Origin of the sequence: Streptomyces sp. NPDC058375 (genome assembly GCF_042723425.1) — a bacterium.
Classification (GTDB): Bacteria; Actinomycetota; Actinomycetes; order Streptomycetales; family Streptomycetaceae; genus Streptomyces; species Streptomyces durocortorensis.
Genome location: NZ_JBHXJG010000213.1, coordinates 1 through 12,659 on the forward strand (window position 1 = coordinate 1; position 12,659 = coordinate 12,659).

The 12,659-nt window shown below is 73.9% G+C and carries 12 protein-coding genes; 7 read left to right on the forward strand and 5 right to left on the reverse strand.

Features of this window, described 5'->3' with window-relative positions:
* Positions 1-71 precede the first annotated feature (71 nt).
* The 3 genes from ACFWM7_RS27060 to ACFWM7_RS27070 form a co-directional block, all read right to left on the reverse strand.
* Positions 72-1,550 carry a PepSY-associated TM helix domain-containing protein gene (locus ACFWM7_RS27060; protein WP_383265098.1) on the reverse strand — a complete coding sequence of 493 codons (1,479 nt, stop codon included), beginning with the start codon at positions 1,548-1,550 and terminating at the stop codon, positions 72-74.
* A gap of 108 nt (positions 1,551-1,658) precedes the next feature.
* Positions 1,659-2,273, reverse strand: a complete 615-nt coding sequence (locus ACFWM7_RS27065; RefSeq protein WP_383265100.1) for a hypothetical protein — start codon at positions 2,271-2,273, stop codon at positions 1,659-1,661.
* 377 nt (positions 2,274-2,650) lie between these two features.
* The gene (locus ACFWM7_RS27070; RefSeq protein WP_383265102.1) at positions 2,651-3,250 is read right to left on the reverse strand and encodes a DinB family protein; all 600 of its coding nucleotides are present in this window, start codon (positions 3,248-3,250) and stop codon (positions 2,651-2,653) included.
* A 78-nt stretch (positions 3,251-3,328) separates the two neighbouring features.
* On the opposite strand from ACFWM7_RS27070, the gene ACFWM7_RS27075 reads away from it, so the two are divergent.
* Positions 3,329-4,189, forward strand: a complete 861-nt coding sequence (locus tag ACFWM7_RS27075; RefSeq protein WP_383265120.1) for a class I SAM-dependent methyltransferase — start codon at positions 3,329-3,331, stop codon at positions 4,187-4,189.
* Between the two features lie 220 nt (positions 4,190-4,409).
* Positions 4,410-4,562 carry an SCO1431 family membrane protein gene (locus tag ACFWM7_RS27080; protein WP_107406087.1) on the forward strand — a complete coding sequence of 51 codons (153 nt, stop codon included), beginning with the start codon at positions 4,410-4,412 and terminating at the stop codon, positions 4,560-4,562.
* 59 nt (positions 4,563-4,621) lie between these two features.
* Here the strand turns inward: ACFWM7_RS27080 and ACFWM7_RS27085 are convergent, their stop codons facing one another.
* Entirely contained in the window at positions 4,622-5,896 is a 1,275-nt protein-coding gene (locus ACFWM7_RS27085; RefSeq protein ID WP_383265104.1) for a glycoside hydrolase family 18 protein, read from the reverse strand.
* A 384-nt stretch (positions 5,897-6,280) separates the two neighbouring features.
* Here ACFWM7_RS27085 and ACFWM7_RS27090 point away from each other — a divergent pair, with 384 nt between their 5' ends.
* The gene (locus ACFWM7_RS27090; protein ID WP_383265106.1) at positions 6,281-7,453 is read left to right on the forward strand and encodes an acyl-CoA dehydrogenase family protein; all 1,173 of its coding nucleotides are present in this window, start codon (positions 6,281-6,283) and stop codon (positions 7,451-7,453) included.
* 428 nt (positions 7,454-7,881) lie between these two features.
* On the opposite strand, the gene ACFWM7_RS27095 is transcribed toward ACFWM7_RS27090, so the two are convergent.
* Positions 7,882-8,277, reverse strand: coding sequence for a hypothetical protein (locus ACFWM7_RS27095; protein WP_383265109.1), 396 nt, complete (start codon positions 8,275-8,277; stop codon positions 7,882-7,884).
* A gap of 203 nt (positions 8,278-8,480) precedes the next feature.
* Here ACFWM7_RS27095 and ACFWM7_RS27100 point away from each other — a divergent pair, with 203 nt between their 5' ends.
* From ACFWM7_RS27100 to fxsA, 4 genes are all read left to right on the forward strand, one after another.
* Complete coding sequence (locus ACFWM7_RS27100) at positions 8,481-8,921, forward strand: Lrp/AsnC family transcriptional regulator (protein ID WP_010057405.1); 441 nt, start codon at positions 8,481-8,483, stop codon at positions 8,919-8,921.
* 77 nt (positions 8,922-8,998) lie between these two features.
* Positions 8,999-10,645 (forward strand): amidohydrolase, encoded by a 1,647-nt coding sequence (locus tag ACFWM7_RS27105; RefSeq protein WP_383265111.1) that lies wholly within the window; start codon positions 8,999-9,001, stop codon positions 10,643-10,645.
* Positions 10,646-11,129: 484 nt separating this feature from the next.
* A complete protein-coding gene (locus ACFWM7_RS27110) occupies positions 11,130-11,897 on the forward strand; it encodes a polyprenol monophosphomannose synthase (RefSeq protein WP_383265114.1) in 768 nt (255 codons plus the stop codon).
* A 90-nt stretch (positions 11,898-11,987) separates the two neighbouring features.
* Complete coding sequence (gene fxsA / locus ACFWM7_RS27115; RefSeq protein ID WP_383265117.1) at positions 11,988-12,596, forward strand: FxsA family membrane protein; 609 nt, start codon at positions 11,988-11,990, stop codon at positions 12,594-12,596.
* The last annotated feature ends 63 nt before the right edge of the window (positions 12,597-12,659 follow it).

Here is a 12,659-nt window from a genome sequence, read left to right on the forward strand (position 1 = left end):
CCCCTGACTCCCACGGGGCCGGATGCCGGCGGGGTGGCGGCGCCGGCAGACGCCCCACCCCGCCCAGCACGTCAGGCGGTACGTCGTCGACGCACCGCCCCCACCACCGCGTCGACCACCAGGAACCCGGCCAGGGTCACCCCCAGGACCGGCAGCGCCCAGCCCAGGGCGGCCACGGTCGGGATGCCCAGGACGAGGACCGGCAGCGGGATCCGTCGCCACGCCCCGCGCTCCGGGGCCCTGCCGACCTTCGCCGGCCGGTCCGCCCGGGTGGGCCGCCGCTGCCACCACATGCGGTAACCCCAGACGATCACCGCGGTCAGCCCGAGCGCGAGGAGCGCCAGCACGATCTGGTTGGCCACCCCGAACAGCACGCCCATGTGCCCCTGCACCCCCAGCTTGCTGAGCTTGTTCAGGGCCGGGTGATCGGCCCAGCGGGTGCGGGAGGTGATCTCGCCGCTCCCGGTGTCCACGGCCACCCGGTCGTAATGCACCGGCCAGGTGTTGTCGGTCTGCGCCACGACCCACGCGCTCGCCGCGTCCGCCGGAGGCGTCACCTCCACGATCCCGCCGAGTCCCGCGCCCCGTGCCGCCTTCAGGGCCGCGTCGAAGTCGGCCGGGTCGGCGTCGGCCGTCGCTCCGCCGGAACCGCCGTGCCCGGCATGCTCCGAGTGGTCCTCGGTGGGGGCCTCCGCGCCCGGGAGCGCCGTGTCCAGAGCCGGGGCGTTGCCGTTCGCCGCGTCCAGCAGCCGGCCGAAGCGCTCGCCGCCGTAACTCGACCAGGTGAGGCCCGTGGCGCTCAGGAACAACAGCCCCAGCGCCAGCCACACCCCGGTCGCCGCGTGCCAACCGCGCGTCCGCCGTACCCCTTTGGCCGTACGGTCCGGAAGCAGCACGCCCCGCGCCGACCTGGCGCGCCTGCCCCGGCTGCGCCCGAGCCACAGGACGAGGCCGCCCGCGACGGCCACCCACAGCCAGCTCGCGGCGACCTCGGAGTACAGCCGGCCGGTCTCGCCGAGGTGGAGATTGCGGTGCAGGTCGTCGAGCCAGGTGGTGAGCGGCGTCGACCCGAACCAGGTCGTCAACTCGCCCCGCACCTCAGCGGTGTACGGGTCGACGAACACCGTGCGCTGGTTCTCGCCCAGCTCCGGCACCGCGAGCACGACCCGGGTGGTGTCCTCGGGGCCCGGCGCAGTGATCACCGAGGCCAGCGTGCCTTCGGGGTGCGCCGTCCGGGCGGCCGCGATCTGCTCGGACAGCGGACGCACCTCGTCCCCGACCCGCTCGACCCGGAGCTGGTCGCCGTACACCAGCCGGTCGAGCTGGGGCGTCAGCGTGTAGGCCAGCCCGGTCAGCGCGGCCACCAGCAGGAAGGGGGCGACGAGCACACCGGCGTAGAAGTGCAGCCGGACCAGGAGATGCCGCACCTCCGCCCAGGAGCGGGCCGTGCTGCGCGTCGGGGTGCCGGGACCCCCGGAGGCCGGGCCGGCCGCGGGGGTGTCGGTCGGATCGTGGTCGTGTTGCGGTATTTCTTCGGTTCTGGGGGACATGGATGCTCCTCGGAGGGCAGACGGTGGCGGACGCGCGCCCGACGGCTCCCGCGCGCATGCCTGGCGGACGCCGGTCGCTTCCGGCGTCGGGGCAGGGTGGGGAGGAGGTCAGGCCGGGGCCACCGCAGGCGGCCCGCGCCGGGATCGGGACCGGGCGAGGAGCGCCCCGATCCGGATCCGCACCACCACCGGCGGCACGGGGTGAGCCCGGGGCGGGCAGGGGAGCGCCGGGGCGGGCCGGAGCGCGACGAGGGGGGTGAGCAGCGCCCCGAGGCGTCGCAGCACCCGCTCCCCGTACAGCACGCAGAGCGCCGACCCGAACGTGGCCGCCGCGTGGGCCAGGGTCATCCCGGCGCCCATGGCATGCCCGGCGCCCGCGTCCATGGCGTGCCCGGCGGGCATGTGCTGCCCGTGCCCGGACGCCGTCGCGGGGTGCGGGTTCTCGCCGGGGGCCGGGAGGAGGTGGAACGCGTGGTGCAGGGCGAACTGCGTCCCGCCGAGCACCAGCACCACGGCGTCGAAGCGCCGCCGCCCGCCGGACAGCCGCCCGCCGAACAGCAGGGCGCCCTGCACGGTCAGGGCGAGGAACAGGAGCGCGAGCACCCCCGCGCCGGGCAGCCGTCCACCGGCCGCGACATGGCTCGCGGCACCGAGGGACAGGCACGCCGAGCCGCAGAGCAGGCCCCTGGCCGCTCGCCTCGGCAAGCCGCCCGGTGCACGCATGGACACAAGGTAGCCAGCCCCTGCGCGGGGCTCGGCGGGGGGCCCGCCCCGGGGGACGGCGCCGCGGTCTCTTCCCATGGGGCAGTAGTCGGCCGGGTGGCCGAAAAAGTTCCCGCACATGTCCGGATCGGGAAAACAGCCCGGCACCGGCGTCGGAACCGGTGGGCCCAGCCGCGGCACCGGAGGGCCCAGTCCCGTACCGGAGGGTCCGTCTCCGTACCGGGGTCCGTCTCCGTACCGGAGGGCCAGCCCCGTACCGGCGGGCCCAGTCCCCGTACCGGAGGGCCCGCCCCCGTACCGAAGGGCCCGGCCCCCTACCGGAGGACCCGCCCCCATCCCGGAGGCCCCAGTCATGCGCCGGGACGGCCTCAGCCGCCTCAGCCCCCGTGCTTCCCCCCGGCGTCCAGCGCGGCCTGCTCCAACCGTTCCCGGTGGCCTTCCCAGTACGCCGCGTCGCCCGGCGGTACGGCGTCGTTGTCCCGGTTCATCCCGACGACGCCGTCGATGAGTTCGCGCAGGATGTCCGCGTGCCCGGCGTGCCGGTGCGTATCGCCGGTCACGCGGACGACGGCGTGGAGCAGCGTCACGTCGTCGCGGCCGGCCGGCCACCACGGCACCCTGCCGACCGTGTCCAGCTCCAGCGCGTCCAGCGTCGCGTCCGCGTGCGCCCACGCCCGGCGGTAGAGGCCGACGATCTGCTCGCGCGACTCGTCGGCGGTGGCCCACATGTCGGCGTTCGCCTCGGCGCCCTCGGCGACCCAGGGCAGCGACTCGCCGGACGGCCGTCCGAAGGTGTCGCCGAGGTAGCCGAGTTCGACGCTCGCCACATGCTTGACCAGGCCCAGCAGGTTGGTGCCCGTGGGGGTGAGCGGGCGGCGGATGTCGTACTCCGAGAGCCCTTCGAGCTTCCACAGGAGGGCGTCGCGGGCGTTCTGGAGGTAGCGGCGGAGAATATCCTTGGGGTCCGATGCGTTCATGGGCCCAGTCTGCCGCTCGCCCCCTGCGGTGATCATCGGCATTTCCGCCGGCTGCGCCCCGGAGGAGGGCGGGTGGACATGGCGGATGCCTGGCAGTGGGACGACCTGCTGTTCGCGGGGACGGCGGGCTACTACCGGCGCGGCCGACTGCCCTACGCCCCCGGGCTGGCGGACGCGCTCGCCGGGGCCCTGGAGCTCGACGGCACGGGACGCCTCATCGACGTGGGCTGCGGACCGGGCACCCTGGCCCTGGAGTTGGCCCACCTGTTCGACGAGGTCGTCGGGGTGGACCCGGACGGGGAGATGGTCGCTGAGGGCGAGCGCGACGCGGCCGCCCGGGGGCTGACCGACCGGACCCGGTGGGTACGGGCCCGGGCCGAGGAACTGCCCGCGCGGCTGGGGACGTTCACGGTCGCCGTGTTCGGCCAGTCCTTCCACTGGATGGACCAGGAGCGGGTGGCGGGGCTGGTACGGGACATGCTCCGGCCCGGCGGGGCCCTGGTGCACGTGTCGGACCTGAAGGGGGAGGTCCGGACCGTCGAGGGCCTGCCGTATCCGGCGGTGCCGTACGAGGCGGTGGGCGACCTGGTCAAGGAGTACCTGGGGCCGGTGCGGCGGGCCGGGCGGGGCGTCCTCCCGCAGGGCACGCGCGGGGGCGAGGCGCGGGTGCTGGCCCGGGCGGGGTTCCGCGGGCCCGAGCGGCTCGTCGTGCCCGGCGGGCAGGCGCTGGAGCGGACGGTTGACGACGTGGTCGCGTGGGCCTTCTCGATGTCGTCCTCGGCCCCGCACCTGTTCGGCGGGCGCCGCGACGCCTTCGAGGAGGATCTGCGGCGGCTCCTGGCGGCCGCCGCCCCGGCGGGCCGGTTCTCCGAGCGCGGGCCGGGCACCGGGATCCACCTCTGGCACGCGGACCGCACCGACCGCACGGACCCCGCCTGAAACCTCAAGGGGTGTGGCATCGCCCACAGCGCGCTCCGGCCCGCACCACCGGCCCCCGCCCGATTTCCGTGCCGTACCGGGGGAGCGGCGGGCCCCCGGCCGCTCGGGCGGCACCGGGCCGTGACCGGGATCTCGTTCTGTACGGGCCGGGGCGCTGGCACGCTGGTCGGGTCATCAGGGGACGGGGCCCCAACCCACGCCGTACGAAGAGCGAGACGCCATGACCGCGACCACCGCCGCAGGAAACGCCCACCACGCCCGCCGTGCCCGCACCGGCGGCCCCGGGGACGGCTCGAAGCTGATGGAGCACATCGCCGGCTGGGCCTTCGTGGTCGTGTTCGCGATGCTCGTCACCCAGCTCGGCCTGCTGTAACGGCCGGAAACGGCGGCGGGGGCGGGTGACCCGCCCGCCCCCACCGCCGTCGCGGTCGGTCAGCCGATCGCCTTGATCAGCTCACCGTTGCCCGTGTCACCGCTCAGCTCCCAGAAGAACGTGCCGCCCAGGCCCTGCTCGTTCTTGTAGGTCATCTTGGTGCCGATGGTCTCCGGGGTGTCGTAGCTCCACCAGTTGTTCCCGCAGTGCGCGTACGCCGTGCCCGCGACCTTGCCCGTGGCCGGGCAGCTGTCCTTGAGGACCTTGTAGTCCTCGATGCCCGCCTCGTACGTGCCCGGCGCGGCGCCCGTCGCGCTGCCGCCCGGCTCGGACTGCGTGACGCCGGTCCAGCCGCGGCCGTAGAAGCCGATGCCCAGCAGCAGCTTCTCCGAGGGGATGCCCAGCGACTTCAGCTTGGAGATCGCGGCGTCGGAGTTGAAGCCCTCCGCCGGGATGCCCGGGTAGGAGGTCAGCGGGGAGTGCGGGGCCGTCGGGCCCTGCGCCGCGAACGCGCCGAAGAAGTCGTACGTCATCGGCAGGTACCAGTCGAGGTGCTCGGCCGCCCCCGCGTAGTCCACCGCGTCGATCTTGCCGCCGTCCGAGCCGTCCGCCGTGATCGCCGAGGTGATCAGGTTGTCGTTCCCGAAGGCCTTGCGCAGCTCGCCCAGCAGATTGCCGTACGCGTCGCGGCCGCTGGTGTCACACGTGAGACCGCAGGCGTTGGGGTACTCCCAGTCGATGTCGATGCCGTCGAAGACATCGGCCCAGCGGGGGTCCTCCACCAGGTCGTAGCAGGACTTCGCGAACGCGGCGGGGTTCTGTGCCGCTTCGCCGAAGCCGCCGGACCAGCTCCAGCCGCCGAAGGACCAGAGGACCTTGAGGTCGGGGTGGAGCTTCTTCAGCTTGCGCAACTGGTTGAAGTTGCCGCGCAGTTCCTGGTCCCAGGCGTCCGCGACCCCGTCGACCGACTCCTCGGCGGTGTAGGCCTTCTCGTAGTCGGCGTAGGAGTCGCCGATCTGGCACTTGCCGCCGGTCACGTTGCCGAAGGCGTAGTTGATATGGGTCAGCTTGTCCGCGGAACCCGACGTCTCGATGTTCTTGACGTGGTAATCGCGGTCGTACGTACCCCAGTTGGTGAAGTAACCGATCACCTTGTCGCCCGCGGCGGCCGTGGGGGCGGCCTCCTTCGCGGTGGCGGCGGCCGGCTGCGCGGCGGGGGTCGCGCCGGCCGGGGACATGCCCGCGACGCCGAGCAGAGTGGCGCCGAGGGCCGCCGTACAGGCGGCCGCGGCGAGCGCCCGGAGCCGGGCGCGGGGACGGTGCAGCTTGAGCATCGTGGCTCCTCGTGGGGGAGGGCTGGTGCGTGGGGGGTGCTGGCCGAACTCCGGGCGACTGCGCCCGGTTTGACATGAACGCGGTTAGCGTTGGGGGGAACCGTAGAAGGACTAGACCAGTTGGGTCAATGGTTCGGACCAATTCACTGATCGTTCAGGGCCTCTTCACGCCTCCGACCTGCCCGTTGCCCCCGTGACGGAAGGCGTCCGATCGGGCATACTCAACCCGCCACAGCCGATGACCGCGCCCCCCGTGACCCGGGAGGGCAGGATCGGCCGGGCAGTCTGTTTTTCCCGGGTCTCTTCCGGGAGATCACCCGGCGGCGCCTCTCACACCCCGAGCGCGCGACCGCCGCAACGCCCGACAGGGAGGAGAGCGCCGTCATGTCCGACCGTGCCCCGCAGCCGGTGGAACGCCGTCTGCCCACCGAGGAGTCCCGGCAGCTCGTCGCGCTCGTCCGCGACATCGTGTCGAAGGAGATCGCTCCCCGGGCGGCCGAGGAGGAGGAAGCGGGCGTCTTCCCCCGCGAGGTCTTCACCCTCCTGTCCGAGTCCGGACTGCTCGGACTCCCGTACGGTTGCGACCACGGCGGCGGTGACCAGCCCTACGAGGTCTACCTCCAGGTCCTGGAGGAACTGGCCGCCGCCCGGCTCACCGTGGGACTCGGCGTCAGCGTCCACTCCCTCGCCTGCCACGCGCTCGCCGGATACGGCACCGACGAGCAGCAGGCCGCACACCTCCCGGCGATGCTCTCCGGCGGCCTGCTGGGCGCCTACTGCCTCTCCGAGCCCGCCTCCGGCTCCGACGCCGCCTCGCTGCGGACCAAGGCCGTGCGGGACGGGGACGAGTGGGTCATCACCGGGACCAAGGCGTGGATCACCCACGGCGGCGTCGCGGACTTCTGCACGGTGCTGGCCCGTACCGGCGTCGAGGGCCCCCGCGGCATCACGGCCTTCCTCGTCCCCGGCGACGCCGAGGGCCTGAACGCCGCTCTCCCCGAGAAGAAGATGGGGATGAAGGGCTCGCCCACGGCCCAGCTCCACTTCGACGGCGTACGGGTCGCCGACGACCGGCTCATCGGCGAGGAGGGCCAGGGCTTCGCCATCGCCCTGTCCGCGCTCGACTCCGGCCGCCTCGGCATCGCCGCCTGCGCGATCGGGGTCGCCCAGGCCGCCCTGGACGAGGCCGTCCGCTACGCCACCGACCGGCGCCAGTTCGGCCGCCCCATCGCGGACTTCCAGGGGCTGCGGTTCATGCTCGCCGACATGGCCACCCAGATCGAGGCCGGCCGGGCGCTGTATCTGGAGGCGGCGCGGCTGCGCGACGCGGGGGAGCCGTTCTCCCGGCAGGCCGCCATGGCGAAGCTGTTCTGCACGGACGCGGCCATGCGTGTGACCACCGACGCCGTCCAGGTGCTCGGCGGCTACGGCTACACGCTCGACTTCCCGGTCGAGCGACTGATGCGCGAGGCGAAGGTGCTCCAGATCGTGGAGGGCACCAATCAGATCCAGCGCATGGTCATCGCGCGCCACCTCGCGGGGCCCGAGACGCGCTGAACCGCAGCGGCCCCTCCGACCACGCCGGCAGCGCCGCGGCCTGGACCCACTCCGGGTCGCGGCGGCCCGGCAGGGTCCGGCCCGTGCTCTCCCACTGTCTGAGCAGCGCGCTGTAGATCGGCGGATCCACGGGTGCGCCCATCGGTGAGGTCCCCGTGGAGCGGGGCAGCGGCTGGGCGGGCGTTCCCGGCTGCGGAACCGATTCTTCGGAGGCGGGTGCGGCGAGCCGGCGGCGACCCGAACCGACTGGAGAATGCAGCGTGGTCATACGGGGCCAACGCGGCAGGGCGGGCCGGCGTCACTGCCCCGCCGATTCGAGCGCTCGTTCGCGGGGGCCCGCGTCCGGTGACGGCGACCGGCGGGCGTGGGAGCCGCGGCACCACGGCGGCCGGCCGTCGTGGTGCTGGGCAGGGCGTACGGGGTGCGGGTCAGGCGGCCTCGCGCAGCGTCCGCGGCACGCGCAGCGGACGGGAGCCGGGTCCTCCGGCGTGCGAGAAGGGCTGCATCCGCCAGTCGAGGCCCTGGGGCAGCGTCAGCAGCATCCCGGCCTCCTGCTCCTGGAGTTCCAGCGTCGCGTCCGCGGGCCGGGCCTCGCCCGCGCCGCGGCCGGTTCCGGCGCAGACGGTGAGGACGAAGGGGTTCCACGGCGTGGGGCACCGGGCGTGCTCCGGCAGGACGTCCTCGTCGGCCAGCAGCGCGATGGGCTGGGCGCAGTCCGGGCAGATCACCCGGACCATTTCGAACATGTCGTACGCGTCGAAGCCGTCGTCGTCCGGATCGACAGGCTCCGGTTCGGTACGTCCGGTGAGCTTCAGGCTCTGCATGGAAATTCCCCCCTCGGGTGGGCCGACAAGGCGCCACGGCCTCGACCACAGCAAGCACTTCCCGTCGCGCATGGCCGGTAACCGCCAGGCGGCCCGCTACCGACCCGCAACCCTGTGGCGTTCGTCACATGCCGCCCGCAGGTGCCGTTCCGTGACCCCCCGCGACTGTGCCGAGCGGTGCCCGGGGCCATAGGTTGATCCGCATGGAGGAGCTGGACCGTCAGATCGTTGAGTTGCTCGTCAAGGACGGGCGGATGAGCTACACCGACCTGGGCAAGGCCACGGGCCTGTCCACCTCGGCGGTTCATCAGCGTGTCCGCAGGCTGGAGCAGCGCGGGGTGATCCGCGGCTATGCCGCGGTCGTCGACCCCGAGGCCGTCGGGCTGCCCCTCACCGCGTTCATCTCGGTGAAACCGTTCGACCCGAGCGCACCCGACGACATCGCCGAGCGGCTCGCCGGGGTGCCCGAACTGGAGGCCTGCCACAGCGTCGCCGGGGACGAGAACTACATCCTCAAGGTGCGGGTGGCGACCCCGCTGGAGCTGGAACACCTGCTCACCCGGATCCGTACGCTCGCCGGCGTCTCCACCCGCACCACCGTCGTTCTCTCCACCCCGTACGAGGCCCGGCCCCCGCGGATCTGAAGCCCGCAACCCCGGGTCCGGCCACTCGGGAGGGGGGCGCGGTCCGGGCGGCCCCCGGCAGGCGCGAGACTGGTCCCATGAGCCAGAGCACCGCCCCCCAGAGCGCCCCCGACCACCGCACCGTGCTGCTGCGCGGCGGAGACGTCCACAGCCCCGCCGACCCGTTCGCCACCGCGATGGTCGTCGAACGCGGGCATGTCGCCTGGGTGGGGTCCGAGGGGGCCGCCGACGCCTTCGCGAGCGGTGTGGACGAGGTCGTCGACCTCGAAGGCGCCCTGGTCACCCCGGCGTTCACCGACGCCCATGTGCACACCACCGCCACCGGCCTGGCCCTGACCGGACTCGACCTCTCCGGCGCCCGCACCCTGTCCGATGCGCTCGGCCTCGTCCGCGCGTTCGGCCACGGCCGCGCCCCCGGGGACGTCCTGCTCGGGCACGGCTGGGACGCCGCCCGCTGGCCCGAGCGGCGCCACCCCTCGCGCGCCGAGCTCGACGAGGCGGCCGGCGGCCGGGCCCTCTACCTGCCGCGCATCGACGTGCACTCCGCGGTCGTCACGACGGCCCTGCTGGACCTCGTCCCCGGAGTCACCGCGATGAGCGGGTACCACCCGGACGGGCCGCTGACCGGCGACGCCCACCACGCGGTACGGGCCGCCGCCCACGACGCGCTCCCGGCCGCCCAGCGGGCCGCCGCCCAGCGTGCCGCCCTCGACCACGCCGCCTCCCTCGGCATCGGCAGCGTCCACGAGTGCGCCGGGCCCGAGATCTCCGACGAGGAGGACTTCACCGCCCTCCTCGCGCTCGCCGCCGAACGGCCGGGACCGCGCGTCTTCGGCCTGTGGGCCGAGGAGGTCGCGGACGAGAAGGACGCCCGTCGCATCCGCGAACTCGGCGCGATCGGCGCGGCCGGCGACCTCTTCGTCGACGGCTCCCTCGGCTCGCACACCGCCTGCCTGCACCAGCCCTACGCGGACGCCCCGCACACCGGCACCGCCCACCTGGACGCCGCCCGGATCGCCGCCCACGTCACCGCCTGCACCGAGGCGGGCCTCCAGGCGGGCTTCCACGCCATCGGGGACGCGGCGGTCTCCGCCGTGGTGGACGGGGTCAGGGCCGCCGCCTCCACGCTCGGCCTCGACCGGATCCGGGCCGCCCGGCACCGCGTCGAACACGCCGAGATGCTCACCCCCGAGACGATCGCCGCCTTCGCGGAGCTGGGCCTCACCGCCTCCGTCCAGCCCGCCTTCGACGCCGCCTGGGGCGGCCCGGAGGGGATGTACGCCGAGCGCCTCGGCGCGGAGCGGGCCGCCACTCTCAACCCGTACGCCGCGCTGCTGCGCGCCGGTGTGCCGCTCGCCTTCGGCTCCGACAGCCCGGTCACGCCGCTCGACCCCTGGGGCGCCGTGCGGGCCGCCGCCCACCACCGCACCCCGGAGCACCGCGTCTCGGTCCGCGCCGCCTTCACCGCCCACACCCGGGGCGGCTGGCGCGCCATCGGCCGCGACGACGCGGGTCTCCTGGTGCCCGGCGCCCCGGCCGACTACGCCGTCTGGCGCACCGCCGAACTCCTGGTCCAGGCCCCCGACGACCGGGTCGCCCGCTGGTCCACCGACCCCCGGTCCGGGACGCCCGGCCTGCCGGATCTCACCCCCGGGGCCGACCTTCCCGTCTGCCTGCGGACCGTGGTCCTCGGGCAAACGGTCTACGTGCGACCGAACGAGTGATGTCAGGACATTTCGTACCGCCGATCGATGGCCCGATCACCGGTTCACGACCTGCACCCCTTCGGCACTGACCAGGCCATTTCAGAAAAAGTCGCAGGTCGCACGGCTGTTGACAGAAAGCGCCCACGGGCCGGTAGGTTCGGCCGGGTCCACCACAGGACGTCCGACCGGTTAAACCTCCACGCAGTCGTCGAACGCCGCTGGGTCATGAGGCGGTGTGCCGCACCGGCGCACCACCGCTGACAGCCAGGTTCAGCGCCCGCGCCTCGGGGGCGAGGGAAGGGTTCAGCCGGACGGAGGGTGCGACCCGGGTGGGGCCCGGACGTTCAGTAGACAACGGCTTTCGGTCGACCCGCAGCCAGCGGGTCCCAGGTCGGCCCGAAGGGCGCCGGGCCCCGATCCGCAGTTCCACCGTGGGGGCGCGTCCCGCCGGCCGGTGTGCTGGATATGGTGTCCCCCTGTGTACGGACTCTAAGGGGCAGTAGTGAAAGACGGCGGTCAGAGGCAGTTCGGCCCGCTCGGCAAGGTTCTGGTGATCATTCCGACCTACAACGAGGTCGAGAACATCAAGCCGATCGTCGACCGGGTGCGCACCGCCGTCCCGGACGCCGACATCCTGGTGGCCGACGACAACAGCCCCGACGGCACCGGCAAGGCCGCCGACGAGATCGCGGCGGCCGACGACCAGGTCCACGTCCTGCACCGCAAGGGCAAGGAAGGGCTCGGCGCCGCCTACCTCGCCGGCTTCGCCTGGGGCTCCGAGCACGGCTACGGCGTCCTCGTCGAGATGGACGCCGACGGCTCCCACCAGCCCGAGGAGCTGCCCCGGCTGCTCACCGCGCTCAAGGGCGCCGACCTGGTCCTCGGCTCCCGCTGGGTGCCGGGTGGCCGCGTGGTCAACTGGCCCAGGAGCCGCGAGGTCATCTCGCGCGGCGGCAGCCTCTACTCCCGGCTCGCCCTCGGCCTCTCCGTCCGGGACGTCACCGGCGGCTACCGCGCCTTCCGCACCGAGACGCTGAACGGCCTCGGACTGGGCGAGGTCGCCTCGCAGGGCTACTGCTTCCAGGTGGACCTCGCCCGCCGCGCTGTCGAGGCGGGCTATCACGTGGTCGAGGTCCCCATCACCTTCGTCGACCGGGAGATCGGCGACTCGAAGATGAGCCGGGACATCCTCGTCGAGGCGCTGTGGCGGGTCACCGGATGGGGCATCACCTCCCGCGCCAACAAGGTCCTGGGCCGCAAGGCCCTCTGACGCTCCCGGACCGGCCGGCCGGGGCGGGCCGGCCCACTTCATGATCACCCCCTTACGCCGCTTGCACGCCGGTACGGGCACACTGGGGGCATGACGACCGGCACTCCGCCCCCGACCCGTCCCCGGCGCTCGCGCGCCCGTAGATTCCTGCCGCTGGCCCTGGCCGCCTGGCTGGTGCTGGAGATCTGGCTCCTGACCCTGGTCGCCTCGGCCGCGGGCGGCCTCACCGTCCTGCTGATCCTGGTGGCCGGAGCCGTGCTCGGCGCCGTGGTCATCAAGAGCGCCGGCCGGCGCGCCTTCAAGAACCTGACCGAGACCCTCCAGCAGATGCCGGGACAGCCCGGTGCCCCCGCCACGCCACCGGCCGGCCCCGCGGGCGGCAAGGGCTCCCGGGGCAACGGACTGCTGATGCTGGGCGGACTGCTGCTCCTGATCCCCGGCCTGATCTCGGACGCGGCCGGTCTCATCCTGCTGGTGCCGCCGGTGCGCACCATGATCGGCCGGTACGCGGAGCGCTCGCTGGAGAGCCGGATGCGGGCCGCGACGCCGGGCAGCCTCTCGGACGCTTTCCAGCAGGCCAGGATGCACCGGCCGGACGGAAAGGTCGTCCAGGGCGAGGTCATCCGCGAGGAGGACCCCCAGGCGCCCGGCGGGCCCGGCGACGACCCCCAGGGCCCCCGCCCGCCCCTCACGCCCTGACGGGCAGCGGCTCCCGGCCCCGGTCGGGAGCCCGCCTCGCCGGCGCCGGGAGCACGCAGAAGA

Excerpts from the sequence above, each read along its gene's own strand:
- ACFWM7_RS27065 (WP_383265100.1), bottom strand. The coding sequence starts at position 2,273 with ATGCGTGCACCGGGCGGCTTGCCGAGGCGAGCGGCCAGGGGCCTGCTC.
- fxsA (WP_383265117.1), top strand. The coding sequence starts at position 11,988 with ATGACGACCGGCACTCCGCCCCCGACCCGTCCCCGGCGCTCGCGCGCC.
- ACFWM7_RS27075 (WP_383265120.1), top strand. The coding sequence starts at position 3,329 with ATGGCGGATGCCTGGCAGTGGGACGACCTGCTGTTCGCGGGGACGGCG.
- ACFWM7_RS27070 (WP_383265102.1), bottom strand. The coding sequence starts at position 3,250 with ATGAACGCATCGGACCCCAAGGATATTCTCCGCCGCTACCTCCAGAAC.
- ACFWM7_RS27095 (WP_383265109.1), bottom strand. The coding sequence starts at position 8,277 with ATGCAGAGCCTGAAGCTCACCGGACGTACCGAACCGGAGCCTGTCGAT.
- ACFWM7_RS27100 (WP_010057405.1), top strand. The coding sequence starts at position 8,481 with ATGGAGGAGCTGGACCGTCAGATCGTTGAGTTGCTCGTCAAGGACGGG.
- ACFWM7_RS27060 (WP_383265098.1), bottom strand. The coding sequence starts at position 1,550 with ATGTCCCCCAGAACCGAAGAAATACCGCAACACGACCACGATCCGACC.
- ACFWM7_RS27090 (WP_383265106.1), top strand. The coding sequence starts at position 6,281 with ATGTCCGACCGTGCCCCGCAGCCGGTGGAACGCCGTCTGCCCACCGAG.
- ACFWM7_RS27085 (WP_383265104.1), bottom strand. The coding sequence starts at position 5,896 with ATGCTCAAGCTGCACCGTCCCCGCGCCCGGCTCCGGGCGCTCGCCGCG.
- ACFWM7_RS27080 (WP_107406087.1), top strand. The coding sequence starts at position 4,410 with ATGACCGCGACCACCGCCGCAGGAAACGCCCACCACGCCCGCCGTGCC.
- ACFWM7_RS27105 (WP_383265111.1), top strand. The coding sequence starts at position 8,999 with ATGAGCCAGAGCACCGCCCCCCAGAGCGCCCCCGACCACCGCACCGTG.